Annotated in this window: 24 protein-coding genes and 1 pseudogene; 15 read left to right on the top strand and 10 right to left on the bottom strand. The window is 72.0% G+C overall.

Features of this window, described 5'->3' with window-relative positions:
• The first annotated feature begins 29 nt into the window (after positions 1-29).
• From V3T34_RS17090 to V3T34_RS17075, 4 genes are read left to right on the top strand one after another with little or no spacing between them, the layout of a single operon-like run.
• Entirely contained in the window at positions 30-176 is a 147-nt protein-coding gene (locus V3T34_RS17090) for a hypothetical protein (protein WP_175539893.1), read from the top strand.
• Positions 177-231: 55 nt separating this feature from the next.
• A complete protein-coding gene (locus V3T34_RS17085) occupies positions 232-1,188 on the top strand; it encodes an LpxL/LpxP family acyltransferase (RefSeq protein ID WP_305079380.1) in 957 nt (318 codons plus the stop codon).
• Positions 1,189-1,209: 21 nt separating this feature from the next.
• Positions 1,210-2,487, top strand: a complete 1,278-nt coding sequence (locus tag V3T34_RS17080) for an HlyD family secretion protein (RefSeq protein ID WP_305079381.1) — start codon at positions 1,210-1,212, stop codon at positions 2,485-2,487.
• An 18-nt stretch (positions 2,488-2,505) separates the two neighbouring features.
• The gene (locus V3T34_RS17075) at positions 2,506-4,656 is read left to right on the top strand and encodes a peptidase domain-containing ABC transporter (protein WP_305079382.1); all 2,151 of its coding nucleotides are present in this window, start codon (positions 2,506-2,508) and stop codon (positions 4,654-4,656) included.
• Positions 4,657-4,937: 281 nt separating this feature from the next.
• On the opposite strand, the gene V3T34_RS17070 is transcribed toward V3T34_RS17075, so the two are convergent.
• Positions 4,938-6,419, bottom strand: a complete 1,482-nt coding sequence (locus tag V3T34_RS17070; RefSeq protein WP_331369247.1) for a TolC family protein — start codon at positions 6,417-6,419, stop codon at positions 4,938-4,940.
• A gap of 475 nt (positions 6,420-6,894) precedes the next feature.
• Positions 6,895-7,776, bottom strand: a pseudogene (locus V3T34_RS17065) (GntR family transcriptional regulator); the annotation flags it as partial.
• A gap of 201 nt (positions 7,777-7,977) precedes the next feature.
• Here V3T34_RS17065 and V3T34_RS17060 point away from each other — a divergent pair.
• The 7 genes from V3T34_RS17060 (at position 7,978) to V3T34_RS17030 (ending at position 13,874) form a co-directional block, all read left to right on the top strand.
• Positions 7,978-9,129: a mannitol dehydrogenase family protein gene (locus tag V3T34_RS17060; RefSeq protein ID WP_305079384.1), complete on the top strand. Its 1,152-nt coding sequence runs from the start codon at positions 7,978-7,980 to the stop codon at positions 9,127-9,129.
• On the top strand, positions 9,126-9,809 hold the full coding sequence (locus tag V3T34_RS17055; protein ID WP_305079385.1) for an amino acid ABC transporter permease: 684 nt from the start codon (positions 9,126-9,128) through the stop codon (positions 9,807-9,809). The genes V3T34_RS17060 and V3T34_RS17055 overlap by 4 nt, the downstream gene beginning before the upstream one ends.
• Before the next feature lie 14 nt (positions 9,810-9,823).
• Positions 9,824-10,477, top strand: coding sequence for an amino acid ABC transporter permease (locus tag V3T34_RS17050; protein ID WP_305079386.1), 654 nt, complete (start codon positions 9,824-9,826; stop codon positions 10,475-10,477).
• Positions 10,461-11,189: an amino acid ABC transporter ATP-binding protein gene (locus tag V3T34_RS17045; RefSeq protein ID WP_305079387.1), complete on the top strand. Its 729-nt coding sequence runs from the start codon at positions 10,461-10,463 to the stop codon at positions 11,187-11,189. The genes V3T34_RS17050 and V3T34_RS17045 overlap by 17 nt, the downstream gene beginning before the upstream one ends.
• An 18-nt stretch (positions 11,190-11,207) precedes the next feature.
• Positions 11,208-11,990 carry a transporter substrate-binding domain-containing protein gene (locus V3T34_RS17040; protein WP_060848003.1) on the top strand — a complete coding sequence of 261 codons (783 nt, stop codon included), beginning with the start codon at positions 11,208-11,210 and terminating at the stop codon, positions 11,988-11,990.
• Between the two features lie 200 nt (positions 11,991-12,190).
• Entirely contained in the window at positions 12,191-13,201 is a 1,011-nt protein-coding gene (locus V3T34_RS17035; RefSeq protein ID WP_305079388.1) for a zinc-binding alcohol dehydrogenase family protein, read from the top strand.
• Between the two features lie 265 nt (positions 13,202-13,466).
• Entirely contained in the window at positions 13,467-13,874 is a 408-nt protein-coding gene (locus tag V3T34_RS17030) for a DUF4267 domain-containing protein (RefSeq protein ID WP_305079389.1), read from the top strand.
• On the opposite strand, the gene V3T34_RS17025 is transcribed toward V3T34_RS17030, so the two are convergent.
• The 3 genes from V3T34_RS17025 to galE form a co-directional block, all read right to left on the bottom strand.
• A complete protein-coding gene (locus V3T34_RS17025; RefSeq protein WP_305079390.1) occupies positions 13,862-14,659 on the bottom strand; it encodes an aldolase in 798 nt (265 codons plus the stop codon). The two genes, V3T34_RS17030 and V3T34_RS17025, sit on opposite strands and share 13 nt — an antisense overlap.
• 86 nt (positions 14,660-14,745) lie before the next feature.
• The gene (locus V3T34_RS17020; protein ID WP_305079391.1) at positions 14,746-15,927 is read right to left on the bottom strand and encodes a lytic murein transglycosylase; all 1,182 of its coding nucleotides are present in this window, start codon (positions 15,925-15,927) and stop codon (positions 14,746-14,748) included.
• Positions 15,928-15,931: 4 nt separating this feature from the next.
• On the bottom strand, positions 15,932-16,924 hold the full coding sequence (gene galE / locus V3T34_RS17015) for a UDP-glucose 4-epimerase GalE (RefSeq protein WP_305079392.1): 993 nt from the start codon (positions 16,922-16,924) through the stop codon (positions 15,932-15,934).
• A gap of 180 nt (positions 16,925-17,104) precedes the next feature.
• On the opposite strand from galE, the gene galU reads away from it, so the two are divergent.
• A complete protein-coding gene (galU, locus tag V3T34_RS17010) occupies positions 17,105-17,971 on the top strand; it encodes a UTP--glucose-1-phosphate uridylyltransferase GalU (protein ID WP_091883934.1) in 867 nt (288 codons plus the stop codon).
• Between the two features lie 52 nt (positions 17,972-18,023).
• Here the strand turns inward: galU and V3T34_RS17005 are convergent, their stop codons facing one another.
• From V3T34_RS17005 to V3T34_RS16995, 3 genes are all read right to left on the bottom strand, one after another.
• Positions 18,024-18,332, bottom strand: a complete 309-nt coding sequence (locus V3T34_RS17005) for a hypothetical protein (protein WP_175539899.1) — start codon at positions 18,330-18,332, stop codon at positions 18,024-18,026.
• 93 nt (positions 18,333-18,425) lie between these two features.
• On the bottom strand, positions 18,426-19,640 hold the full coding sequence (locus V3T34_RS17000; protein ID WP_305079393.1) for a type II secretion system F family protein: 1,215 nt from the start codon (positions 19,638-19,640) through the stop codon (positions 18,426-18,428).
• A 1-nt stretch (position 19,641) separates the two neighbouring features.
• Entirely contained in the window at positions 19,642-21,372 is a 1,731-nt protein-coding gene (locus V3T34_RS16995; RefSeq protein WP_305079394.1) for a GspE/PulE family protein, read from the bottom strand.
• 140 nt (positions 21,373-21,512) lie between these two features.
• On the opposite strand from V3T34_RS16995, the gene V3T34_RS16990 reads away from it, so the two are divergent.
• The 3 genes from V3T34_RS16990 to V3T34_RS16980 are packed head-to-tail and all read left to right on the top strand — an operon-like array spanning position 21,513 to position 23,637.
• Entirely contained in the window at positions 21,513-22,580 is a 1,068-nt protein-coding gene (locus V3T34_RS16990) for a hypothetical protein (RefSeq protein ID WP_331369246.1), read from the top strand.
• Entirely contained in the window at positions 22,577-23,119 is a 543-nt protein-coding gene (locus V3T34_RS16985) for a GspMb/PilO family protein (protein WP_305079514.1), read from the top strand. Before V3T34_RS16990 ends, V3T34_RS16985 begins: the two co-directional genes overlap by 4 nt.
• Positions 23,116-23,637: a hypothetical protein gene (locus V3T34_RS16980; RefSeq protein WP_305079513.1), complete on the top strand. Its 522-nt coding sequence runs from the start codon at positions 23,116-23,118 to the stop codon at positions 23,635-23,637. The genes V3T34_RS16985 and V3T34_RS16980 overlap by 4 nt, the downstream gene beginning before the upstream one ends.
• A 51-nt stretch (positions 23,638-23,688) precedes the next feature.
• On the opposite strand, the gene gspD is transcribed toward V3T34_RS16980, so the two are convergent.
• Positions 23,689-26,031: a type II secretion system secretin GspD gene (gspD, locus tag V3T34_RS16975; protein WP_305079512.1), complete on the bottom strand. Its 2,343-nt coding sequence runs from the start codon at positions 26,029-26,031 to the stop codon at positions 23,689-23,691.
• A gap of 306 nt (positions 26,032-26,337) precedes the next feature.
• The gene (gene gspG, locus V3T34_RS16970) at positions 26,338-26,793 is read right to left on the bottom strand and encodes a type II secretion system major pseudopilin GspG (protein WP_305079511.1); all 456 of its coding nucleotides are present in this window, start codon (positions 26,791-26,793) and stop codon (positions 26,338-26,340) included.
• Positions 26,794-26,880 lie beyond the last annotated feature (87 nt).

Below are 26,880 nucleotides of genomic sequence, written 5' to 3'. Positions count from 1 at the left end.
ACAACCACGACACCACCAGGAGAGACATCATGAAGAAGCTCGACCTCAAGACCCTCGGCACCGTCGCCGGCGGCACCCTCGGCATCTGCGTCGGCGTCGGCGTCTCGGTCGGCTGCGCCCCGGCCTGCCCGCCGGCTCCGACCTGCGGCAGCACCAAGTCCAAGAAGGGCTGCTGAAGGCAGCCCCGGACCGGGATGGGCGGGCGCGGCGGCAGGAGGAGACACGGATCCGATGACCACCGCCCCGCACATCCCCTGGACCTACGCCCGCCTCGCCGGCCTGCCGCTGGCGTGGCGCCGGCGGGTGCTGAGATTGGTCCTGGCGGTGCGCGGCCTCGCCGCCCGCCTGCGGGGCCGGACCGACGAGGCCGGCTTCGCCGCCACCTTCGAGAGCGTCCTGCGCCTGCCGCGGCGCGAGGCCCTGCGCCTCTCGCGCGAGGCCGCCCGGCACGACGTCGCCTCCGAGATCGAGTGGTGCGCCCTGCACCGCCGCCCGGTCGCCGCGATCCTGCGCGACGTCGCCCGCGTCTCGGTCGCCGAGCCCGCCGTGATGGAGCGCGTCGCCTCCTCCGGCCGGCCGGTGATCCTCGCGCCCCTGCACATGGGCGCCTACGTGCTGGGGCTCGCCGCCCTGATGGTGCGCTACTTCCCCGGCCGCCCGATGCTGGTGCTGCGCCAGCGCGACGACATGGTGATGGAGACGCAGGTCATCGAGCGCCTGCGCGAGATCGACATCGACGTGCGCTTCCTGAACGTGACCGAGCGGGGCGACTTCCTCTCGGCGATCCGCTTCGCCCAGAAGGGCGCGGTGATCGTGGTGTTCTGCGACCTCGACCCGTCCTACGGCGCGCCGGCCGAGATGCCGATGTTCGGCCGTCCCTTCCGCTTCGCCTTCGGCACCGACACCCTGGCGCGCCTCACCGGCGCCACCGTGGTGCCGCTCGCCACAACCATGGACGACGACGGCGACACCGTCGGCATCGGGCGGCCCTTCGAGGTGCGCGGCAGCGCCCCCGAGGAGCGGGCGGTCGTGGCCGACATCATGCGTCGGCACCTCCAGACCGCGATCGCGGCCCGGCCGGAACAGTGGCACCTCTGGCCGATGCTCGCCGATTATTTACCATCTTCTGGGACGGTGCAGGACAACCTTCCGGAGGACGGAGGGGCGCCGCAGACCCTCGCGGCGTAGAGCCTCGCGAGCGGACGATCGATGAGCGAACCCGCGGCGCCTCCCCCCGCGGAGGCCACGTTCCAGCGCCGGCGGATCAACGGCACCGTCCACCTCCAGCACGACCGCGGCGCCGTCTGGATGGCGTGGTTCTTCGGCGCCATCATCGTGGTGATCGTGGCGAGCCTCTTCCTCGGCCGGCTCGCCCGGTCGGAGGCGGTGCGGGGCTACGTCTCGGCGGCGTCGGGCCTCACCCGCCTCGACGCCCAGGCCGCCGGCATCGTCCGCGAGATCGCCGTCAAGCAGGGCGACACCGTCAAGCGCGGCGCGCGCCTGATGCAGATCCAGCTGCGCGAGCAGACGACCGGGGGCGTCTCGACCGTCGGGGCGACGCTGCGCAGCCTGCAGGAGCGCCGGACCAGCCTCGCCGCCGAGGAGGCGCGCCTCTCGGTCTACCTCGATTCGACCCGCGGCGACCGCGCCGAGACCGAGCGCAACGTCACGGCGGTGTTGCGCGCCCTGGACGAGCAGGAGCGCACGCTCAAGGAAGGCCTGGCCCAGCAGGAGGAGATGGTCGCGCGCGTCGAGGCCTACCTGCGCCAGGGCTACGCCACCCGCGAGACCCTCAACGGGCAGCGCCGCGCCGCCCTCGACTACGCCCGCCAGATCGCCGAACTGCGCGCCCGCCGGGCCGAGCTGCGCCAGAGCACCTCCGAGCGCCTGCGCGCGCAACGCACCGGCGACACCGAGAAGGCGGCCCAGCTCGCCACCACCCGCAACGAATTGAGCGCCATCGAGGCGCAGATCACCGCGCTCGGCGCCCAGTCGCGCATCGACGTGGTGGCCCCCACCGACGGGGAGGTCGCGGGCCTCTACGTCCAGCCCGGCGATTCGGTCACCGCCGACCAGGTGGTGGCGATCCTCGGCGACACCCGGGCCGATCCGCTGGTCGTGCTGGAGGTGCCGGCCCGCGCCATCGGGCTCGCCAAGGTCGGCCAGGAGGTGGTGCTGAAATACGACGCCTTCCCGTTCAAGACCTTCGGCATCGCCAAGGGGGCGATCGCGGTGATCTCCGGCACGCCTCTGCGCAACCCGATGCTGGCCTCCGCCGACGACGGCACCGGCGACGCGGCGGCCGCCGCGGCGCGCCAATCGGTCTACCGGGTCGAGGTGCGGCCCGAGTCGCGCACCATGCGGGCCTACGGGACCGACGAGCCGATCCGCATCGGCTCGACGCTGTCGGCCGACATCGTGGTCGAGCGCCGCCGGCTGATCGACTGGATGCTCGATCCGATCCGGGCGATGCGCGGGCGTGGGTGAGCGCGAGAGGATGATCCGATGACCGACTGGCTCAAGCGCGTGCTCAGCCCGCGCCGGCGGGTGCGCTCGATCCTCCAGAACGAGGCCAACGAGTGCGGGCTCGCGGCGCTCGCGATGGTGGCGAACTACCACCGCCACGACATCGACCTCGCCTACCTGCGCGCGCTCTTCCCGCTCTCGCGCCGCGGCATGACGCTCGCCAGCATCGTCACGCTCGCCGACAGCCTCGACCTCGACGCCAGCGGCTACGCCCTCGACGGGGTGGCCGAGCTGGAGCAGGTGGCCCTGCCGGCGATCCTGCACTGGCGCGGCAACCACTTCGTGGTCCTGGAGAAGGTGGCGCGCGGGCGCTACCACGTCCACGATCCGGAATTCGGCCTGCGGATCTACGAGCGGGCCGACATGGAGCGGTTCTTCGCCGGGATCGTGCTCGAATTTGCGCCCCGGATGGACTTCCGCGCCATCAAGGCCGGCGACCGGCTCAAGCTGCTCGACATCCTGCGCACCACCCGGGGCCTCGGCGGCACGGTGTGGCAGATCACGCTGGTCTCGGTGGCGATCTCGCTTCTCGGCCTCACCACCCCGGTGCTGCTCCAGATCGCGCTCGACGTGGTGATCCCGCAGGTCGACCTCGACCTGATGCAGATGCTGGCCGCCGGCCTGATCCTGATGATGCTGTTCGAGGCGTTCGGGCAGTGGCTGCGCGGCTACATCGCGCTGCGCGCCTCGACGCTGCTGCAGCTCCAGTTCACCCGCAACGTCGTCGGCCACGCGCTCAGGCTGCCCCTGAGCTACTTCGAGCTGCGCCATCCGGGCGACTTCGTCACCCGGATCCAGTCGATCGACACGGTGCGCAACTTCCTGGTCGGCGGACTCGTGACGTCGTTTGCCGATATCGGCACGTCGTTCCTGCTCGTCGGGCTGATGTTCTACTACTCGGCCCCGATGGCGGCGATCACGCTGGCGACGCTCGCCGCCGTGCTGGCGATGCGCTTCGTCACCTTCCCGACGCTCGACCGCGCCACCGCGGGCTCGCTCGAGGCGCGCTCGCAGGAGCAGGCGAGCCTGATCGACGGCCTGCAGCGCATCGGCAGCCTGAAGGCGCACAACAGCACCGAGCTCTTCGCCATGAACTGGTTCGAGAGCTTCGCGCGCTTCGCCAACCTCGACTTCCGGGCGAAGAAGGCGGGGCTCGACGCCGAGTTCCTGATGCACGCCGTCATCGCGGTCAGCACCGTGACGACGCTCTATCTCGGCATCACCGGGGTCATCAAGAACACCCTGACGATCGGCACGCTCTACGCCTTCATCGCGCTGCGCACCGACTTCTTCGACCGGGTCAACCACCTGACCTCGAGCCTGCTGCAGCTCGCCGCCCTCAAGGTCCACGTCGCCCGCCTCGACGACGTGATCGGGCAGGCGCCCGAGGAGGGCTTGCACGAGGCGACCTTCCACCGGGCGATCCGCAAGGAGATCCGGATCGAGGACGTGACGATCCAGTTCGGCCGCGGCGACGAGCCGATCCTGACCGGCGCCTCGCTCGCCATCGATGTCGGCCGCTGCGAGACCATCGCGATCGTCGGCGCCTCGGGCTCGGGCAAGTCCTCGCTGATGCGGGTCCTGGCGAGCCTGACCGAGCCGGCCGCCGGTTCGGTCACGGTGGACGGCGTCGCGCTCGGCCAGTTCGGCAAGCGCGAGTACCGGGCCAATCTCGGCGTCGTCTTCGCCGATGACGGGCTGTTTGCCGGCACCGTCGCCGACAACCTGTCGCTGTTCGACCCCGCCGTGTCCCATGCCGAGATGGAGGCGGCCCTGGTCCGGGTCAGCTTGCGCGACGAGGTCGAGCGGCTGCCGCAGGGCTACGCCACCCACGTCTCGGAGGAGGGCAGCGTTCTCTCCACCGGCCAGCGCCGGCGCCTGCTGCTCGCCCGTGCCCTCTGCCGCCGGCCGCGGCTGCTGCTCCTCGACGAGGTGACGGCGAACCTCGATCCGGCCACCGAGACGGCGCTCGTCGAGAGCCTGAAGGGCGTGAAGGCCGCCAAGGTGTTCATCACCCACTCCGAGCGGCTGCTCGACCAGGTCGACCGGGTGTTTCGCATCGAGAACGGGCGCCTGACCGAGGACCCGCGCCCACCGGCGAAGCCCGGGCCGGTGACGGAGGCGGCGTGAGGGACTGGCGGCTCGAGGCATGGTTTTCTAACCGCCCTCACCAGCATCGAAACCTAATGCTATTTCGGAGCCGCGGAAGCGGAGGCCGAATCCGGAACCGCCAGCAATGCAAGGCAAGAGCGGCAAGTTTGCCGGTCTGCGAGATTTGCTCCGGACAAATAAAAGCCCAGCAGCCAACTGACAAAATTTGTTAATTCCATCTCTATGTCGCACCCCGAGCGGTCTTTCGCCCATGGCCGCCCGTCATGCGGTCAAGATTATCGGTTTTTGGCTCGAACCCATCAACGACCATCCTCTTCCGCCCGCGACACCCGTAGCACCAGAGCGGGCAGCGGCTTCGAAGCCAGCTCCGCGCGACCGCGCAGGGCCGGGGCTGTCTCCACCGGCACCGTCGCGAGCGAGCGGCGCAGGGCCGGCAGCGGAGGAGGGGCGAGGGAGTCGAAGCGCCCGCCCGGTCCGCCCGGGGCGGCGTCGAGGAGGGCCGCCGCCGCCGCCAGCTGCAGCGACTGGCCATCGCGCTCGTTCAGGACGATCTCGGCGGCCACCTCGGCATTGGCGAGCTCGCCGCGGATGTTCAGTTCGTCGAGCACCGTGCGAAACCCTGCCGCCCGCTCGACCCCGAAACCCCGCATCGTCTCGCGCAACTCGCGGATCCGGGCCACCAGCTGCGTGTACTGCTCGGCGGTGGCCTGGCGGCGCGCGAAGGCGATGCGGGCCGAGGTGAGGGTCGCGAGTTCCTTGTCCTGCGCCTCGTAGCCGCGCTGGCGGGCGAAGGCCGAGGCCTCGCCGATGCGGGGCAGGGTGCCGGGCTCGTAGATCGGCACGGTCGCCACGATCCGGGTCGTGGTGTCGGTGATCCGGTCGAGGACCGGGCTGTAGCCGAGCTGCGCGACCTTCGAGAATTGCAGGTTGACCTTCGGCAGAAGATCGGCGACCGCCGCCTTGGCCTGGTAGCCGGCGGCCTCCGCCTCGAGCTGGAACGCCGCGATGTCCGGATTGGCCCGGCGCACCAGATCGGCAAAGGCGTCGGCGCTGCGCGGCAGCCCGTCGGGCAGGCGCGGCGGGCGCATCCGCTCCGGCGCCATCCGGGTCAGGCGGGTGAACTCCAGCCGCGAGGCGGTGAGGTCGGCCTGGGCGCGCAGGCGCAGGGCCTCGGCCTCCTGCACCCGCGAACGGGCGAGCGCCGTGTCGGTGCGGGTGGCGTCGTTGAGCTCGAACTGCTTGTCGGTGAAGGCGGCGATGCGCTGGATCGCGGCGAGCTGCGCCTCGCGGGCGGCGAGGATGCGGGTGTCGCGCAGGACCGCGATATAGGCCAGCGCGGTGTCGAGCAGCACCTGCTGGCGCCGGCCGATCAGCAGCATCCGGCCCGATTCGGCCAGCGTGCGGGCCGACTGGAAGCCGTGCCAGCGCCGGAACCCGTCGAAGAGCGGCAGGCTCGCGGAGATGCCGACGACGCTCGGCGCACGCCGGGGCGTCGCGTCGAGCCCGACCACCGGCGGGGCGGCGTCGGGCGCGTAGGTGATACGGCTGCGCAGCGGGCGGTCGGCGGTGAAGGCCACGCTCGGCATGAAGGCGTCGATGGCGCCGCGCAGGCGTTCCTCGGCCCCGTCCTGGCGGGCGCGCTCGGCCCGCAGCACGAAGCTCGATTCGAGCGCGGCGGCGGAGGCCTCCTCCAGGCTCTGCGCGCCGGCCGGACCGGCCATGCCCGCCAGGATCGCGAGGATGCAAGCCAGCCTCTCAACCCTCGCGCGCCGCACCGGCATCTGATCTCCGACAGTGAGTGGAACCGGGAACCAGGCTCGGCGACCGTCCTTCGCGAGGTTGATTTCTTCTTGGCGCAACAAGGTAAATGAAGCCTTACCCCCAAGTGCCGAGACTTACGGGCTGCAGCTGCGAAGGACGAAAACAATGAATTCGCCGCTACGGACCGCCTCCGATCTGAATGTAACGATGCCATATGCGTCTAAAAGCGAATGATGATTGCAAGTAATTTTCGTGAAAAATCGGTCGATAGTCAAAGAACTCGCCACCATCTGCGCTCGTGGCGTGTCATCCGGCGTCTGCAGGGCTGTCCGGGGAAGGACAATGCGCGGGCTCTCCCCTCTCCCCGCCCGCGGGGAGAGGAGAAAATCCGGCGCTATTCCTTTCGCCGGACAACTCCGCGGCGAAGGGATGCGCCTCGTCGGCCTCCGCCTCCGGCTCGCCCACCGGCGCCGGCACACCGCCGAGCGGTCCGACCGCGATCGAGCGCAGCAGCGTCGCCCGGGCGGTGCGCAGGTGCGCCCGGCAGGTCTGGTCGATCAGGCGCAGGTCGCGGGAGCGCAGCGCGTCGATGTAGTCGAGGTGCTCGAGCAGGGCGACGCGGTTGCGCTCCTTCTCGTCCGACTTGTCCCACTGGTAGTGGTAGTGGAAGATGATCGAGATCACGTCGTAGAAGTCGCGGATGAACCGGTTGCGCGACGCGTCGTGGATCAGCCGGTGCAGGCGCTCGTCGAGGCGCGAGAAGTCGCGGTAGCGACCGTCGATCTCGGCCAGCAGCGCACGGTGCTCGCCCGCGATGGCGTCGAGCTCGGCCCAGGCCGGGGCGTCCGGCGCCAGTTCGACGAAGCGACGGGCCGAGCGGAGCTCGAACATCTCGCGGATCTCGTAGATCTCGGCGGCGAAGTCCGGCGTCACCCCGGCGAAGATCCAGCCGCTGTTCTCGCGCCGCTTGAGGAGCCCGACCTGGCTGAACCGGGTCAGGTATTCCCGTACCGCCGTGGTCGAGGTGCCGAACAGGCGCGCCAGCTCGGAGGTGTTGACCGCCTGGCCCGGGCGGCAATCGCCCTGCAGCACCCATTGCATGAACTTGCGCTCGACGGCCTCGGCCACCGTCTCGGTCTCGAAATCGGGAAAGTAGTCGGCCGGACCGGGATGGCGCAGGAGGCGGCGCCGGCCGCCCTCGGTCCCGACGAGGCCCGCCTCCGCGAGCCCCGCCAGCACCGCCCGCACCGTGGTGCGGCTGACCTCCAGCACCCCGGACAGCTCGGCCTCGGAGGCCCCCCAGGGCCCGGGCGACCGGGCCGCAAGCAGCGTCAGGCACCGGTTGTAGGCCCGCTTGTGGACCGTGTTCGCCCGCATTCCACCCCTCCCGAGGACCGCCACTGCAGCACGGCCGCGCGAGCGCGTCCACAGGCTTGCGAATCGGATCTTTGCGCATAAAAAACCGTTTGACAGCGCCTGATCGCCGGTTCTTTATGCACGATAATACATAAGATCACCCGGTGAGGACACGCCCTTGGCCCAGTTCGCCAGCATCTCCGCCTGCGCGGTCACGCGCGCATGAGCGCCGCCCGCCCGACCCGGCGCGTGGTCCAGTTCGGGACCAGCCGCTTCCTGCAGGCCCATGCCGATCTGTTCATCCACGAGGCGCGCGCGGAGGGCCAGGAGGCAGGGCCGGTGACCGTGGTGCAGACCTCGGGGGACGCCGCTCGGGCCGGGCGCGTCGCCGCCTTCGGGTCCCCCGGCGGCTACCCGGTGATCGTCCGCGGCATCGCGGACGGCGCCCCGGTCGAGCGACGGATCACCGTGACCAGCATCGCGCGCGGCCTGTCGGCGGCGACCGACTGGGACGCCGTGACCGCCCTCGTCGTCAAGGAGGCCGACATCCTCCTCTCGAATACCGGCGATACCGGCTACGCGATCCCCGATTCCGATCGCGGCGGCGCCTGGGTCGCTGCGCATCCCCCGGCCTCGTTCCCGGGCAAGCTCGCCCAGCTCCTCCATCGCCGCTGGCAGGCGGGCGGGCGCCCCCTCACGGTGCTGCCCTGCGAGCTGATCCACCGCAACGGCCGGGTGCTGCAGGGCCTGGTGCTCGACCTCGCCGCCGAGGCCGGCCTGCCGGAGGCGTTTTCCGCCTGGCTGCGCGAGGGTGCGACCTTCACCGACACGCTGGTCGACCGCATCGTCTCCGAGCCGATCGAGCCGGTCGGCGCCGTCGCCGAGCCCTACGCCATCTGGGCGATCGAGCGCCGGCCGGGCCTCCTGGTGCCGTGCGAGCACCCCTGCATCGTGCTCGCCGACGATCTCGAACCCTACGAGCGGCTGAAGATCCACATCCTCAATCTCGGCCACACCTTCCTCGCCGAGATCTGGCAGCGCGAGGGCCGCCCGGCGGACGAGACCGTGCGCGAGATCCTGGCCGATCCGGCGGTGCGGGCGCGGCTCGACGCGCTCTACCGCGACGAGGTGGTGCCGGGATTTTCCGCCCGCGGGATGGAGGCGCAGGCCCGCGACTACGTGGCGGCCACCCTCGACCGCTTCCTCAACCCGTACCTGAACCACCGCATCGCCGACATCGCCCAGAACCACGTCCAGAAGGTGGAGCGCCGGGTCGACGCCTTCCTGGCCTGGGTCGCGGAGACCGGCGCCGAGCTGCCGGCGCCGGTGCTCCGGGCGCTCGCCGCCGCCTACCCGGCCCCGCCCGCGGCATGACCTACCAGTTCGATTTCGCCGCCCTGCTGCCGTACTGGCGCGAGTTCGCGGCCGGCGTCTGGCTGACGCTCCAGCTCTCGGGCGTCGCCACGGTGCTCGGCTTCGTCGGCGGCGCGCTCTGCGCCATCGCCCGGGCGGACGGGCCGCCCTGGCTCAAGCGGGTCGTCGGCGCCTATGTCGAGGTGATCCGCAACACGCCGCTGCTGGTCCAGATCTTCCTGGTCTATTTCGGCATCGCGGTGCTCGGGATCCGGGTCGACGCCAACGTCGCGGCGGTGCTGGCGCTCGTCGTCAACGTGGTCGCCTATACCTGCGAGATCATGCGTGCCGGGATCGAGAGCATCCACAAGGCGCAGGTCGAGGCCGGGGAATGCCTGGGGCTCAACCGCCGCCAGATCTACTGGCACGTGGTCTTGCGCCCGGCGATCGAGCGGGTCTACCCGGCGCTCGTCAGCCAGTACGTGCTCCTGATGCTCGCCTCCTCGATCTGCTCGCAGATCTCGGCCGAGGAGCTGACGGCGGTGGCGAACCGCATCCAGTCCGACACCTTCCGCAGCTTCGAGACCTACATCGCCGTCGGCCTCGTCTACCTCGCCCTGTCCTTCGTCGTGCGCTGGGCCTTCTGGGGCTTCGGCCTCCTCGTCTTCACCCGCCGGCGCAAGCTCGGCACGGCGCTCTAGCGGGGAGGGGAGCGATGCCCACTTTCGGACCCCAGCACCTCTGGTTCCTGCTCACCGCCGCCGGCTGGACGCTGGCTTTGTCGGCGATCGCCTTCATCGGCGGCGGCCTCCTCGGCTTCGGCGTGGCGCTGGCGCGCATCTCGCCGAACCGGCTCGTGCGCGGGCTGGCCTCGGCCTACGTCCAGGTGGTGCAGGGCACGCCGCTCCTGATCCTCCTGTTCATGATCTATTTCGGCCTCGCCATCGCGGGCTTCGACCAGCTGCCCGCGCTGATCGCGGCGGGCGCCGGGCTCACCATCTACGCCTCGGGCTTCCTCGGCGAGATCTGGCGCGGCTGCATCGAGGCGGTGCCGAGGACCCAGTGGGAGGCGGCCGAGTGCCTGGCCCTGTCGCCCTGGCAGCGCCTGACCCGGGTGGTGCTACCCCAGGCGATGCGGCTTGCGACCGCCCCGACGGTCGGGTTCCTGGTCCAGATCGTCAAGAACACCTCGCTCGCTTCGGTGGTCGGCTTCGTGGAATTGTCGCAGGCCGGCAAGCTCATCAACAACTCGATCTTCCAGCCCTTCATCATCTTCGTGACCGTGGCGCTGTTCTACTTCGCCATCTGCTATCCGCTGTCGGCCTGGAGCCGCGGGCTGGAGAGGAGGCTCAATGTCGGCCGTCGTTAAGCTTGCCAACGTCCACAAGAGCTTCGGCCCGCTGAAGGTGCTGGACGGCGTCTCGTTCGAGGTCGGCCGCGGCGAGGTGGTGGCGCTGATCGGCCAGTCCGGCTCGGGCAAGTCCACCGCGCTCCGCTGCATCAACGCGCTGGAGACGATCGAGGAGGGGGCGATCGAGGTCTGCGGCCACGCCATCCACTCGCCCAATCTCGACAAGCGGGCCCTGCGGCTCTCGGTCGGCATCGTCTTCCAGAGCTACAACCTCTTCCCGCACCTCACCGCGCTCCAGAACATCATGCTGGCGCCGACCTGCGTGAAGGGGATCAAGCGCGGGCAAGCCCGCGACCTCGCCATGGACTGCCTGACCCGGGTCGGCCTCGCCGAAAAGGCCGAGCACTACCCCGAGCAGCTGTCGGGCGGGCAGCAGCAGCGCGTCGCCATCGCCCGGTCGCTCGCCATGCAGCCGCAGGTGATGCTGTTCGACGAGGTCACCTCGGCGCTGGACCCGCAGCTGACCTCGGAAGTGCTGCGCGTCATGGAGGATCTCGCCCGCGGCGGCATGACCATGATCCTGGTCACCCACGAGATGGGCTTTGCCCGCCGGGTCGCCGGCACCGTCATCTACATGCGCCAGGGCCGGGTCTGGGAGACCCTGGCCGGCCGCGACCTCGACAACCCACGCACGCCCGAGCTGCGCGACTTCGTCGGCAGCGGGCTGTAATCAAAAGGAGAATTGGGGATGAAGCGCAGGACCTTCCTGGCCGGCGGCCTCGCGGCCGCCTCCACCCTGGCGATGCCGGCCCTCGCCGACACGCTCGACACGATCAAGAGCCGCAAGAAGCTGCTCGTCGCCCTCGATCTCGGCTCGCCGCCCTTCGGCATGACCGATGCCGCGATGCAGCCGACCGGCTCGGACGTCGAGACCGCGCGGCTGCTCGCCGCCGACTGGGAGCTGCCGCTCGAGATCGTGCAGGTCACGAGCCCGAACCGGGTGCCGTTCCTGCTTACCGGCAAGGCCGACATGGTCATCGCCTCGTTCAGCGTGAACGAGGAGCGCCAGAAGGTCATCGACTTCTCGGATCCCTACGGGGTGATCCAGGCGGTGATCGCCGGGCCGAAGGACCGCGAGGTCAAGGACTACGCCGCGGTCGTCGGCAAGCGCCTCGGCACCACCCGCGGCAGCACCAACGACAAGGAGGCGACCGCGCGCGCCCAGGGCGCCCAGATGGTGCGCTACGACGACGATGCGACGCTGATCACCGCGATGGTCTCGGGCCAGGTCGACATGGTGGCGACCTCGCCGCAGGTCATGAACACCGCCAACGCCCGCAAGCCCCCGGCGCCGTTCGAGACCAAGATCGTGATGCGGACGTTTCCCTACGCGATCGGCATCCGCAAGGGCGAGACCAAGCTTCAGGCCGCGCTGAACGAGTGGGTGCGCAAGAATCTGCGCAACGGAAAGCTCAACACGATCTACAAGACCTATCACGGCAGCGACCTGCCGGCCGAGATGCTGGCGTAATCAAGAGGTCACTTCCCCTCCCCCTTGCGGGGAGGGGTCAGGGGTGGGGGTGGTGCCGGATAAAGCTCAATGGTGTCTCCTGCACCCCCCCACGCGGGATCTTCGATCTCCCATACCCCTCCCCACAAGGGGGAGGGGAGGCGCCTTATCTTCGAACCGTTCGCCTTTCCCCACTCCATCCTCCCGAAAGACCCCCTCCCATGAAGGTGCTCCTCTGCGACGAGCCGGGCCGGCTGCGGCTGACCGAGCGGCCGGAGCCGGTCCCGGCCGAGGGCGAGGCGCTGGTGCGCATCCGCCGGGTCGGCATCTGCGGCACGGATTTCCACATCTACCAGGGCAAGCACCCGTTCCTGCAGTACCCACGGGTGATGGGACACGAGCTCTCTGGCACGATCGAGCGGGCGCCGGCCGGCAGCGGACTCGTGGCGGGGCAGAACTGCTATATCGTGCCGTACCTGTCTTGCGGATACTGCGTCGCCTGCCGCAAGCGCGTGACCAATGCCTGCCAGAACATCTCCGTGCTCGGCGTCCATTGCGACGGCGGCATGGCCGAGCTGATCAGCGTGCCGGCGCGGAACGTGGTGCCGGTGGGCGATACCCCGCTCGACGACGCCGCGATGATCGAGTTCCTGGCGATCGGCGCCCACGGCGTGAAGCGCGGCGGCATCGCGGCCGAGGACCGCGTGCTGGTGGTCGGCTCCGGCCCGATCGGCATGTCGGCGGTGATCTTCGCCAAGGCGCGGGGCGCCCACGTCACCGTCATGGACCTGCGCGAGGACCGGCTGGCCTTCACGCAAGACGCGCTCGGCGCCGACGCGCTGCTGCGCGCCGACGACGAGGCCGAGGCGAAGGCGGGCGCCGCCACCGCGGGCGACTTCTACGATTGCGTGATCGACTGCACCGGCAACCGCGCCGCGATGCAGCGCGGCTTCGGTTTCGTCGGCCATGGCGGGCGCTACGTGCTGGTGAGCGTGGTGCGCGACGACATCGTGTTCTCGGATCCCGAGTTCCACAAGCGCGAGACCACGCTGTTTGCCAGCCGCAACGCCCAACCCGACGACTTCGCCGAGGTGGTGCGCCAGATGCAGGCCGGCCGCGTGCCGACCCGGGCGCTGCGCACCCATCGCGGCGCGCTGGCCGACGGGCCCGAGCTTTTTCGCGACTGGCTGCGGCCGGAGGCGGGGGTGATCAAGGCGATCCTGGAACTCTGATCAAACCGCACCGGAGGGGCTTTTCCGTCCCACGCGCGACCTCATTCCGAGGCGCTGCGAAGCAGCCTCGAAGGAGGCCCCCAGAGGCCGCTGCGTTCCCCGGAGCCCTCCTTCGAGGTCAGTCCATCCTCGATGGGCTGACACCTCAGGATGAGGCGCGGGTGGGACGGAATATGTCGAAGGGTCAAACAGGCCATCAACCCAGGTGATGGCACCGGCCCACGCCGTCGGGCATGCCGGCGGCATGGACCGACGACACCTCACCATGGGAGACGGTCGCCTCTCCCCGACCGACCTGCGCCTCTGGGTCGTGCTCGCCCTGGCCCTGGTCTTCTTCGGCCTGGGCGGGCTCTTCCTGGCGGCGCCCGCGCTGGGCGCGCTGATCTACGGCGTGCCGGAGCCCGAAGGGATCGGTCGCACGACCCTGCGGGCGATCGGCGCGCGGGACGCCGCCCTCGCGCTCCATCTCACCGGGCTCAGCCTGTTCTCAACCCGACGCGCCGTCGCGATCGTGCTGGCGGGAAGCCTCGTCATCCCGGCCTGCGACCTCGCCCTCATCCTGTCCGCCGGCACGGCGGCGTGGTGGCAAGTCGGGCTGCATGCGCTGAGCGCCGGGGTGCTGACGCTCACCGCCCTCTGGATGCTGGTCCCGGATGAGGATCACTCTGCGTAATCCGGCTCCTCCCGGTCGAGCCGCCGGCGGATCGCCGCGAGATGCAGCCGGGCCGATTCGGGATCGCCCTCGCGCATCTGGCGATAGGCCGCCTCGGCGATGGCGGGGTCGACCGGCAGGACGGCACGGCCGGTCGAGAGGGCGAGAACCTGCACCTCGGCCGCGCGCTCCAGGTAGTAGAGGTCGTCCCAGGCCTCCGCGATGGTGGGGCCGAGGACCATCACGCCGTGGTTCTTCATGAACACGATATCGGCCTCGCCGACGCTGTCGGCGATGCGGTCGCCCTCCCGCTCGTCGAGGGCGAGCCCGTTGTAGTTGCGGTCGAAGACGGTGCGGCCGTAGAACTTGAGCGAGGTCTGCCCGGCGAAAATGAGGGGATCGCCCTCGGTCATCGAGAGAGCGGTGGCGTAGGGCATGTGGGTGTGGAACGCCACGCGGGCCCGCGGGATGCGCTTGTGCAGGCGGGCATGGATGTAGAAGGCGGTGGCCTCCGGCTGGCCCTCGCCCGAGACGACGTTGCCGTGGAAGTCGCAGACCAGGAGCTTCGAGGCGGTGAGCTCCGCGAAGGCGTAGCCGTAGGGATTGACGATGAAGAGGTCGTCGTAGCCCGGCACCATCGCCGAGAAGTGGTTGCAGATGCCCTCTTCCAGGCCGTGGCGCGCCGCCATGCGGAAGCAGGCCGCCAGATCCTCCTTGGCGCGGCGCACCTCGAGCCCGGCGAGGTCGGGCTGGTTGAGGCCGTCGGGAATCCGCTCGCCGGCCGGCGCGCCCAATGCGTGAGCCATGATGTCCGTGTCTCCTTAGCCGCCGCCGCGGCCTCGATGGCGAATCCTGGCGGAAGCCGGACACGCTTGTCCATGGCCTCGCGATCTCAGCGCGCCTTCACGTGCTCCAGCAGGGCCGGGGTGGCGTAGCCGTCCGCCGGCAGGCCCGCCGCGATCTGGTAGCGCCGCACCGCCTCGCGCAGTTTCGGGCCGGCGCGACCGTCGAACGGGCCCTCGTAGAGCGAGCGGGCGGCAAGCCCGCGCTGGAGCGCGGTGACCCCGGCCTGGTCGAGGCGCGGCCCGGTCGGCCAGGGGGCGGCCAGCGGCGGCCAGCCGGCGATCCGGTCGGAGAAGTGGCCCACCGCCAGCGCGTAGGAATCCGAGGTGTTGTAGGCGCGGATCGCCTCGAAATTGGCGGTGATCAGGAAGGCCGGCCCGCCCGCGCCGCCGGGCAGGAAGAGGCTCGCCTCGCCGGCCGACGGCAGCGCCGCGCCGTCGAGGGACCGCACCCCGCGCCGGGCGAAGTCGGAAAATTGGCCGCGATAGCGCGCGAGGTCGAACTCCGCCGGCAGGGTGACGGCGACGCCCCAGGGCAGGTCGCGGCGCCAGCCGGCCTGTGCGAGGAAATTCGCGATCGAGGCGAGCGCGTCCGGCGCCGAATCCCAGATGTCGCGCCGCCCGTCGCCGTCGAAATCGACCGCCGCCCGCAGGTAGGCCGAGGGCAGGAACTGCGTCTGCCCCATGGCGCCTGCCCAGGAGCCGCGCATCCGCTCGGGCTTCACGTCGTGATGCTCGAGGATCTCGAGCGCGGCCAGCAATTCGTCGCGAAACAGCTCGCCGCGGTGGCGCGCCTCGGCCAGGGTGGCGAGCGCCCGGATCACCGGCATCGTGCCGGCGCTGGCGCCGAAATCCGATTCGATGCCCCAGAACGCGAGCAGGACGGGGCCGGGCACGCCGTAAGCCGCCTCGATCGCCGCCAGCGTCTCGGCACGGCGCGCGGCCTCCGCCCGCCCGCGGGCGATGCGGCCGGCGGAGACCGCCCCGGTCAGGTACTCCCAGACCGGACGACCGAACTCGCCCTGGCGGCGCAGGCGCGCCAGCACCGCCGGGTCCGGGGTGATGCCCCGGAACGCGGCATCGAAGGTCGCCCGCGAAACCTTTCGCGCTTGGGCCGCCGGCCACAGCTCCTCGACGAAGGTCCGGAAATCGCCCGCGCCCACGGGCGCGGCGAGGACCAGGACGGCGCCGAGCGCCAGCGCGGCGCGCAGGGCGAACCGGGTGCGGAGCATCGGATCAGACCCGGTTGCGTCGGCCCAGCGCCTCTTCCCAGGCGAGCGCCTGGGTGACGATCCCGCGCAGGTCGTCGTGCTGGGGCACCCAGCCGAGCTCGGCCCGGATCCGGTCGGCCCCGGCGACGATCCGCGACGGGTCGCCGGCCCGGCGCGGCGACAGCTTGACCGGGAAGTCGACACCGGAGACCGACTTCACCACGTCGATCACCTCCAGCACAGAGTAGCCGCGGCCGTAGCCGCAATTGAGCGTCATGCTTGCCCCCCCGCCGCGCAGGTGGTTGAGCGCGACGAGGTGGGCTTGCGCCAGGTCCGAGACCTGGATGTAGTCGCGAAGGCACGAGCCGTCCGGCGTCGGATAGTCGGTGCCGAACACCTCAAGATGGCTCCGCTTGCCGAGCGCGGCCTGCGTCGCGACCTTGATGAGGTGGGTGGCGTTGGGGGTCGACTGGCCCGAGCGCCCGCGCGGATCGGCGCCCGCCACGTTGAAGTAGCGCAGGACCACGTAGCTGATGCCGTGGGCGCGGGCGGCGTCCTCCAGCATCCACTCGGTCATCAGCTTCGAGCGGCCGTAGGGGTTGATCGGGTTCGGCGTCAGGTCCTCGGGTACCGGCACCACCGCCGGCTCGCCGTAGACCGCGGCGGTCGAGGAGAAGATGACGTGGCGCACGCCCGCGCCGATCGCCGCCTCGATCAGGGCGCGCGACTTGACCGTGTTGGCGAGATAGTAGCCGAGGGGATCGGAGACCGAATCCGGCACCACGATCTTGGCGGCGAAATGGGCGAGCGCGTCGATCTTGTGCGTGCGGATGGTCTCGGCCACCAGGGCCTGGTCGGCGACATCGCCGCGCACCAGCGTGACTTCCGGCGGCAACGCCCAGTCGAACCCGGTCGAGAGATCGTCGATGACCACGACCTCGTCGTGTCCGGCGTCGATGAGGGCGAGCACCATGTGGCTGCCGATGTAGCCCGCGCCGCCTGTGACAAGTACCGCCATTCCGTCCGCTCCCCGGCGTGATGCGGGTTGATCCATACCCTGCAATGCTTCAGCGTCAATTAAGCTGTCGGGTGGCAAGGCTGCCCGCGGGGAGGGGATCCGGCGGGCGCGTGGTGCCCGCTCGCGCCCATTCCCGCCGGGCGGTCCGGCAGCTCCTCGGTGTTCACTGGATCACGCACGATGAAACGCATTCGCAAAGCCGTCCTCCCGGTCGCGGGCCTCGGCACCCGTTTCCTCCCGGCGACCAAGGCGGTGCCCAAGGAGATGCTGACGGTCGTCGACCGGCCGGTGGTCCAGCACGTCGTCGACGAGGCCCGCGAGGCCGGGATCGAGCACTTCATCTTCGTCACCGGCCGCGGCAAGGCGGTGATCGAGGATCACTTCGACATCTCCTACGAGCTCGAGCGCACCCTGCAGGAGCGCAACAAGACCGAGGCCTACGAGGCCCTGAGGAAGGACCTGCCGGCCGCCGGCCAGACCAGCTTCACCCGCCAGCAGGAGCCGCTGGGGCTGGGCCACGCGGTGTGGTGCGCCCGCGAGATCGTCGGCGACGAGCCCTTCGCGGTGATCCTGCCCGACATGCTCAGCCGTGGCAGCATGGTGCAGATGCTCGAGGCCTACGAGCAGCACGGCGGCAACATCATCGCCGTGGAGGAAGTCGCCCCCGACCAGACGCACCAGTACGGCATCGTCAGCGTCGGCGAGCAGTTCGGCGACACCTTCGAGATCACCGGGATGGTCGAGAAGCCGCCGAAGGGCACCGCGCCGTCGAACTACATCATCTCGGGCCGCTACATCCTGCAGCCGGAGATCTTCTCGATCCTGGAGCGCGGCGAGCGCGGCGCGGGCGGCGAGATCCAGCTCACCGACGGCATGAAGCGCCTGTCGGAGACGCAGAAGTTCTACGGCATGCACTACCGCGGCAAGACCTACGACACCGGCTCGAAGCTCGGCTTCCTCGTCGCCAACCTCGCCTACGGCCTGGAGCGGCCCGAGCTGCGCGACGCGCTCAAGCAGGAGATCGAGGCGCTGCTGGCGAAGGGCTGACGGCCGGTCCGCCCTCCGTGCCCGGTCTTCGGGGCCGGGCGCGGAGGGCGCCCTATTCGTCGTCGAACCAGTTGCGCCCGGGCTCGATGCAGCGGTAGCCGACGAAGCATTCCGGCGTGTCGCGGGCCGGCACGACGGCGTTTCGGGTGATCTCCGTCGGCTCGCAGAAGCTGCGGTCGCGCACGAAGCGGTCGTAGGTATAGCCGCCGGTGCCGAGCACCGCGGCGCCTCGCGCGGCGAGGTAGTTGCGCGCCTGGCCGCAGGTCATGGCGAGGGTAGAGGGGCGGCCCTGCTGCGCAAGCGCCACATCCGGCACGGCCGCGAGGGCGCCGAGAACGCCGACGAGGGACGCGGCGAACAGGATCGGGTTCGTTCGGCGATCGGCGGACACAGTGGGACTCCCGGAATCAGGAGCCGGGCCAACGCCTGCCGCCGCCGGTCGGATCCCCCACCGCTACTGCGTCAATTGCCCCACGCTCAGGATCGCCCCCATCACCGAGATGATCAATCCGCCGATCAGGCCGCCGATCGCCACGGTCACCAGGGGGGTGAGGAGGGCGAGCAGACGGTCGATGCGCTGGCGGGTCTCGGTCTCGTGCATCTCGGCGGCGTGGATCAGCACGCTGCCGAGGCGGTTCACCTGCTCGCCGCTGGCGATGAGGTTGAGGGTCGAGGCGGCGTAGGGCTTGAGCGAGGACAGCCCCGAGGCGAGGCTGCCGCCCTCGGCGAGCCGCCGCCCGGCCTCGTCGAAGGCGCGGCGGAACACCCGGTTGCCGGCGAGCGGCCGCGTCGCCGCCACCGCGTTGGGGATCGGCACCTCGGCGGTCAGCAGCGTGCCGAGCACCCGGCAGAACCGGCCGCACTCGATGCCCACCACGATCTCGCGCACCAGCGGCAGGCGCAGCGCCAGCCGCGCCCGCGCCGCCGCGAAGCCGGGCACCCGCCAGGCCCGGGCGAGCGCCAGAATCACGAGCGCGAGGCCGCCCAGCAGCATCGGCCAGGTCGCCGCGAGCGTGTCGCCCAACCAAGACGCGGCGCGGATCGCGAAGGGCGGCACCTGGCCGCTGCCCTCGAAGAGCGGGCTGAGCGCCGGCACCAGGACCCCGACGATCATCGCCACGGTGCCGATCGCCATCGCGATCAGCAGCGCCGGGTAGATCATCGCCGAGACGAGGTGGCGCCGGACCGCGTCGCGCCGCTCGATCGAGGCGGTGAGCGAGCCGACCACGTCGACCAGCGTACCGGTAGCCTCGCCGGCCCGCACGATGTCGACCATGTCGCGCGGGAAGGCCTGGGGATGGGCCGCCATCGCGCGCGACAGGGAGGCACCGGCCACCACCCGCTCCAGCAGGTCGGCCAGCACCGGCTTCAGGGCCGGCCCGGCCTGGCGCTCGACGAGGCGCAGCGCCCGGTCGACGGTGAGCCCGGCGCCGACCAGCGTGCCGAACTCGCGCAGGAAGGCGATCCGGGCGGCGTCGTTGACCCGGTCGCGCCCAAAGAGGTCGCGGCGCCAGAACGGCGCCGGGCCGGCGGCGGCCTGGGCGATCTCGTAGACCTGCAGCCCGTCGGCACGCAGGCGCGCCACGGCGCGCTGGCGCGTCTCGGCCTCGATCGTGCCGGCCCGCGCGCGCCCGTCGCCCGCATAGGCCTTGTAGACGAAGCGGGGCATGTCAGAGCGTCCCTTCCAGCACCCGCCCGACCTCGTCGAGGGTGGTCTCTCCGTCGAGCACCCGCGCCCGGGCGCTGTCGGCGAGCCCCGTCATCCCGGCGGCCCGCGCCCGGGCGGCGAGTGTCTGCTCGTCGGCGCGGTGGGCGATGAGGCCGCGCAATTCCCCGTCGAGGGTCATGATCTCGGACGCGACCATCCGGCCGCGATAGCCGGTGCCGTTGCAGGCCGGGCAGCCGCGGGCGCGCTTGAGGCTCAACGGGGCCTCGTCCGGGATGCCGAGGCGCAGGCGCTCCTGCGGCGTCGCGGGCGTGGCCTCGGCGCAGGCCCCGCAGAGACGCCGCACCAAGCGCTGGGCCACCACGCCGTTGAGGGTCGCGGCGATGAGGTAGGGCTCGATGCCCATGTCCATCAGGCGCGTCACGGTGGCGGGGGCGGAGTTGGTGTGGAGCGTCGAGACGACGAGGTGGCCGGTCAGCGCCGCCTGCACGGCGATACGGGCGGTCTCGCCGTCGCGGATCTCGCCGACCATCACCACGTCCGGGTCCTGGCGCAGGATCGAGCGGAGCGCGGCCGCGAAGTCGAGGCCGATGCCCGGATGGGCCTGGACCTGGTTCACCCCGGCCATCCGGTACTCGACCGGGTCCTCGACCGTGACGACCTTGAGGTGGGGGCCGTTGATCCGGCGCAAGGCCGCGTAGAGCGTCGTGGTCTTGCCCGATCCGGTCGGGCCGGTGACGAGGACGAGGCCGTTCGGCCGGCTCGTCATCGCGGCGATCTCCCGGATCGCCGCCGCGTCGAAGCCGAGCGCGGAAAAGTCCTCGACCCGGCGCGAGCCGTCGAGGACGCGCAGGACCACGCTCTCGCCGTGGGCCGTCGGCAGGGTCGAGACGCGGATGTCGACCTCCTGGCCGCGGTCGGGCGCCTGCATCCGCCCGTCCTGGGGCAGGCGCCGCTCGGCGATGTTGAGCCCGGCCTGGATCTTGATGCGGGTGGTGAGCGCGAGCTGGACCGACTTCGGCAGCCGCTCGGATTCGACCAGCACGCCGTCGACCCGGTAGCGCACCCGCATGTCGGATTCCTCCGCCTCCAGGTGGATGTCGGAGGCCGACAGCTCGAAGGCCTTGCGCACCAGGCGCGCCGAGAGCCGCACGATCGGCGCCTGGCTCGCCACGTCGGCGAGCCGCGCGAGGTCGTCGTCGCTCCCCACCTCGCCCTCCTCGGCGACGTCTCCGTAGACGGCGCGGTGCGCCCGCTCGAAGCTGCCGGGCCCGACGAGGCGGGGGGCGACCGCGCGCTCGACGAGGTGCTCCAGCGCCCGGGTCGTGTCCGTGTCGAACGGATCGACCAGGGCGACGACGAGGCGCTCGGCCTCGATCGCCAGCGGCAGCACCCGGGCGCGGGCGCAGTAATCGGGCGAGAGGAGATCGGGCAGGACCGGCTCGCCCGGCAGGTCGTCCTGGCGCAGGATCGGCAAGCCGGTCGCCTCCGACAGGGCAGTGACGAGCGTCGCCTCGTGGACGAGGCCGAGCTCGGTGAGCAGCAGGGGGAGGGGGCGCCGGCCGGGCCCGTCGAGGGCGGCGAGCGCCCGCTCGTGGCCGGCGGGGTCGAGCACCTCGCTCTCGGCGAGGCGGTCGACGAAGGCGCGCAGGTCGTCGGCGCGGGCGCGGGCGGCGTCGCGCCGGTCCGCCCGCGCGCGCCGCGGCCGGGTCTTGCCGCCCCAGATGCTCAGCATCGTCCTGCCCCAGAGAAAGCCGGCTGGGCGCGACCCGCCGGCGGGGCATTCTCGCGCGACGTCCTTAAGCGGACGGAAATATCGGGGCGCTAGACCGTGGACACCGCCCCGGCTGGTATCCGGGCGCCGGAGCCGACCCGTTGCGCGCGCCCACGATCCCCTCGCAGGTTCTCCTGTCCTCGGCCCGGGCGTCGCTCCGCCGGGGGATCGACGCCGCCTCGCACCTCCTCGGCTTCGCCGAGGTGCGGACCGACCGCGCGCCGGCGCTGCTGACGCTCAGGCTCGGGACGCCGGGCGACACCGGGCTGACGGTGACCGACCGGCGCGACGGCCAGGACCGGACCTACCGCCTCGAACTCGGGGCCGACGACCTCGCCGAGCGGCTGGCGGCGATCCGGGGCGGCCGGGCGGAGGCGCGGGCGAAGGTCGTGGTCGATCCCGCCGCCTGCTTCATCCGCACCCTGGAGCTGCCGAGCGCCGCCCTGCCGCGGATGCGCGCGGTGCTGGCCCAGGAGCTCGAGGCCGCGACGCCGTTCCGCGCCGACCAGGTGTTCAGCGACTGGTACGTCGAGGGCGAGGATCCCGAGACCCGCACCCTGCGGGTGCGCCACGTCGTGCTCAAGCGGGCCCGCCTCGCCCCCGTGCTGGCGGCGCTCGCCGGGGCCGGGCTGAACCCCGGCATCGTCGCGGTCGGCCCGGCGGAGGACCGGACGATGCCGGTCGACCTCCTGTCGAGCGGGCACCACGCCCTGCCGGGGCTGCTGCGGGGCTCGGGCAACCTCGTGCTCGCGGCGGCGACCGGCCTGTTCCTGCTCGCGGCGTTCGTGGGCCTGCGCCAGCACCAGGCGGCGACGCTGGCGGCCCTCGACGACGCCTTCGCGGCGGCCCGCCGCGCGGCCGCCGCGGGCCGGCCTCCGGCGGTCCAGGCCGGCACGGCGCAGATCCTGGCCGAGCGCGGAATGCCGCTCGCCCGGACCTGGGACGCGGTCGCCGCCGCCCTGCCGGGCACGGTCTCGGCCGAGACCCTGCGGTTCACCGGGGCCGGGCTGGAGCTGACGCTGCGCGCACCCGACCCGGCAGCCTTGCTGGCCGCGCTCGCCCACCTGCCGGGCTACAGCGCGCCGGCCCTGCAGCGGGCCGAGCCCGTCGAGGGCGGGCAACGCGTCGTCGTCGCCCTGCCGCGCCGGGCCGCCGGGGGCCGCCCGTGAGCGTCGCCCTCCCGCCCACGGGCCGGCCGCTCCTCCTCGGCCTCGCGGGCATCGGCCTCGCGCTCGCGCTCGCCGCCGGCCCGGTGCTCGACGCGCTCGGCGCCGCCGACGACGTCGCGGCCGCCCGCGACCGCCTCGCCCGGGCGCAGGCCGCCGCGGCCGCCGCCCCGGTGCCGGCGCCGCTCTCGGCCGCCGACGAGACCTCGCTCGCCGTCGCCTTCCGGACCCGCCTCGACGCCCTGGCGGCGGGGCGGAGCGCGACGGTGGACGGGGCCGGGCTCCAGCCGGACCCGGCCCGCCCGACCCTACCGCGCCTGTCGGCCTCGCTGCGCGGCACCGCCGAGGGCCTGCACGGGCTGCTGGCGGCGCTGGAGACCGAGGCGCCCCTGATCGTGCCCGAGGAGGCCGTGCTGAGCGTCGAGCGGCCGGCCGATCCCGAGATCGGCCGCGCCACGGTGATGCGCCTCACCCTGACGGTCCGGGGCGTGCTCCTGCCCGCGCCGACGACCGGCCGGCCCGGCCCGGGAGTCACGCCGTGACGCCGATCCTCCGGGCAGCCGGAACCGCGCTCGCCGCGACCGGGCTCAAGGCCCGGCTCGCCTGCGGGCTCTCGGCAGGCCTGATGCTCGCCGCCTTCGCCTGGCCGGTCGATGGCGGGCCGGCGCCCGCGCCGCATGGCGCCCCGGCTGTGCCGCCGCCGCCGGACGAGACGGCCCTGGCGCGCCCGCTCTTCGATCCCGGCCGGCGGCCCTGGACCGCCCGGGGCCCCCGCGAGATCCTCGACGGCGACCCGCCCCGGCCGGTGCTGGTGGTACGCGGCATCCTCCTCGACGGGCCGGCCGCCCGAGTGCTGATCGACGACGGCAGCGGCGCCCGGGCCTGGCTCGCCCGCGGCGAGGGCCGCGGCGACTGGCGCGTGGCGGAGGTCGGGCGCGACCGGGTGACCGTGGTGCAGGGCGAGCGCCGCTACGTCGCGACCTTCCTGGGGCCTGCCGCGACGCTGCGGCCGGTCGGCGCCCGGCCGGTGGTCGAGGCGGAGCCGGCCTTGCGGCGCTGAGCCGGGGGGCCGGAAGTCGGAAGCCGCGGGGGGCGTTGGCGCCGCCCCCCGTCAGTCCAGCATCCGCCGCAGGATCCCTTGCGAGCCCTCGTAGGCCGCCGGCAGGGGCGGGGGCGGAAGGACCGGGCGCACCGGCATCATGGCGCGGAATTGCTGGCGGAAGTCCTCGGCGATGCGGTCGGCCTCGACGGTGCCGCGGATCACCCGGGGGCGGATGAACACCAGGAGCTCGGTGCGCACCCGCTGGTCGATGCGGTTGCGGAAGGCCGGGCCGATCACCGGCAGCTCGCTCAGGATCGGCAGGTTCTCGTTCGAGATCTGCGCCTTCTCCTGCACCATGCCGCCGATGGCGAGGCTGTGGCCGTCGTTCACCGCGACGCTGGTGGCGACCCGGCGCTGGCGGATCGTCGGCGAGTCGATCGCCGAGGTCGTAGTCGGGACGACGTCGCTGACCTCCTGGTTGATGTCGAGCACGACGAGGCCGTTCTTGTTCACCCGCGGCGTGACCGAGAGGATCACGCCGGTATCCTTCATCTCGATCTGGTTGAGGATCGGGGCGCCCGCGGTGAGCGCGCTCTGGCCGGATTGCTTGATGATCGGCACCTGGTCGCCGACCTGGAGCTTGGCGGTGCGGTTGTCGAGCACCGTGATGTTGGGCGACGAGATGACGTTGACCCGGGTCACGCCCTGCAGGGCGTTGAGCACCACGTTGAAGTCGGAGCCGGCGAGCAGGTAGTTGAAGCCCGGCACGCCGCGGATCGCCGAGGTGATCAGGCCGGCGGTGCCGCTCGTCGCCGCCGCCTTGCCGGTGTCGGCGCTGGCGAGGTTGAACCGGCTGCCCTGCTGCTTGAGGAACCACTGCACGCCGAAGGCGAGGTTGTCGTTGAGCGTGACCTCGGCGATCACGGTCTCGAGCAGCACCTGGGTCGGCATCGCGTCGAGTCGGCCGAGGATGCGCAGGATCTTGTCGTACTGGTTGCGCGTGGCCGAGACCACTAGGCTGTTGTTGGCCTCGTCCGCGACGATGCCGATGGCGTCGCGCCGCATCCCGGCCCCGCCGCCGGCATAGCCCGCGTCGAACCCGCCGCCGTAGCCCCCGTAGGCGCCGCCACCGCCATAGCCGCCGAGCGCGCCGCCATAGCCGCCCCCGCCGGCGAGCGGCGAGGCGGGAAGCCCGCCCGCCGCCCCCGAAGGCCCGCCGAGCCCGCCGCCGACGCCGGCACCGCCCGTGTCCCAGCCCGAGCCCGCCACGGCACCGGACCCACCGGCCGCCGGGCTCGCGCCGCCCAATGCCCCGCTGCTCAATCCCCCGCCGCCGGGGCCGCTGCCGGCGAGCCCACCGCCACCCAATCCGCCCGCGCCGGCATAGCCGCCGTAACCCCCGCCGCCGTAACCGCCACCCATGGCGCCGCCGATGCCCGGCTGGCCGTAGCCGCCGCCCATCTCGGCCATCACCACGCCCTGCAGCACGGCGGCGAGTTCCTTGGCCGAGCGGTTCTGGATCCGGTAGACGAAGAGCTGGCGCTCGCGGTCGGCGGCCAGCGTCTCGAGCTGGTCGAGCAGCCCCCGGGCCCGGTCGAGATAGGCGGCGCGCGAGGAGACGATCAGGATCGCGTTCAGCGCCTCGTTGGGGATGAAGCGGATCACGTCGCCGGTACCGGCGGTCTCGCCGCCGAAGATCTGGGTCAGGTCGCGGGCGAGCACCACCGGGTTGGTGCTGCGCACCGGCACCATCGCGGTCGACATGCCGCGCATCCAGTCGACGTCGAACATCGCGATGGTCTGGCGCAGCACCCGGATCTGGGCCGCGTCGCCGGACAGGATCAGGAGGTTGCGCGCCCGGTCGGCCCGCAGCACCACCTCGCGCGGGGCGACCGAGGAAAGGATCGCCTGCATCTCGGCGGCCGAGATCCAGCGCAGCGGCACCGCGACCGCGCCCGCCTCGGCCCCCGCCCCCTGGACCGGCCGGATCTCCGGGCCGGCGCCCGATGGCACGATCTGGACGCTGCGGCCGTGGCGGCGCAACGACAGGCCGCGGCTCGACAGCGCGGCCTCGAACATCCGCAGCAGGGCCTCGCGGCTCACCGGCCCGCCGGTCTGCAGGGTGATGGTGCCGGAGGCGCGCTCGTCGAGGCTGTAGCCCCAGCCGAGGGTGTCGGCGAACACCGCCTTGGCGGCGACCGGCAGCGGCACCTCGACGAGGTTCAGGCTCACCGGCCCGCCCGCGACCGGGGCCTCGGCCGGCACCTCGCCGCCGATCAGCCGGTCGTTGCCGCGCAGCACCAGGGCACCGGGCTCGCGCGATCCGGCATACCCGATCGGTTCCGCGGCGCCGGCGGCGAGCGGCCAGAGGCAGGCGAGCGCCAGGGCGAGGACAGGCGCACCTCTCGTCATTCCCCCGCCGTCCCCGTGCCCGCCCGTCGCTGGACCGAACGTTAGGGGAGTTATGGTTAACGAGGCGTTGAGACGCGCCGGAGCGCCGGTGTCCCACAGTCGCTGCGCGCAGGAAATACAGCCTGAGCGTGCGATCGACCCGAATGCTCGCCGGAGCGAAAGCTATCGAGCGGGGGAGGGGTGGCAATGGAGCCGGGGCGGATCGGCAGCGCCGGTCCGTCCTGACGACCGGAATACGCGGGGATCGGCCGGGACTTTACTGTAAGGCGTGGTGGATCGACCGCCGGACCGGAGCGCTCGCGCGCCTCAGTTGCTCGCGACGTCGGACTGGTCGCCGCTGCCGCCGGCCTTGCCGTCGGCGCCGAGGCTGTAGACCTCGAACGGCGTGCCGCCGCTGCCGGGCGCGCGGTACAGGTAGGCGTGGCCCCACGGATCGACGAGGCCGCGGGCGTCGCGCACGTAGGGCCCGCGCCAGGCCGGCCCGCTCGCCTGCACCAGCGCCTGGAGGCCCTGCTGGGTGGTCGGGTAGGCGCCGAGGTCGAGATAGTAGAGCTCGACCGCCTGGGCGATGTTCTTGACCTGGATGCGCGCCGTCTCGCCCTTCGCCCGGCCGAGATAGCCCAGCACCTGCGGCGTCACCATGGTGGCGATCATGCCGATGATCGCCAGGACGACCAGCAGCTCGACGAGCGAGAATCCGGCCTGGTTCGCGGATGGGTTCCGTTGCGGCGCCCGGGGGTCCTGCGTGGTCGTGGTGAGCATCCGGCGGCCTCGGCGCGGGGAACAATACCGCCGGGAGCGTGCCGTCTCTTCGTAAAGAAGCCCTCACTGCCATCGCGGACCCGTGGG

Origin of the sequence: Methylobacterium ajmalii, assembly GCF_036448855.1 — a bacterium.
In the GTDB taxonomy this organism is placed as follows: domain Bacteria; phylum Pseudomonadota; class Alphaproteobacteria; order Rhizobiales; family Beijerinckiaceae; genus Methylobacterium; species Methylobacterium ajmalii.
Note: the sequence above shows the minus strand (reverse complement) of the source record. Positions and strands in the feature narration are given on the sequence as shown.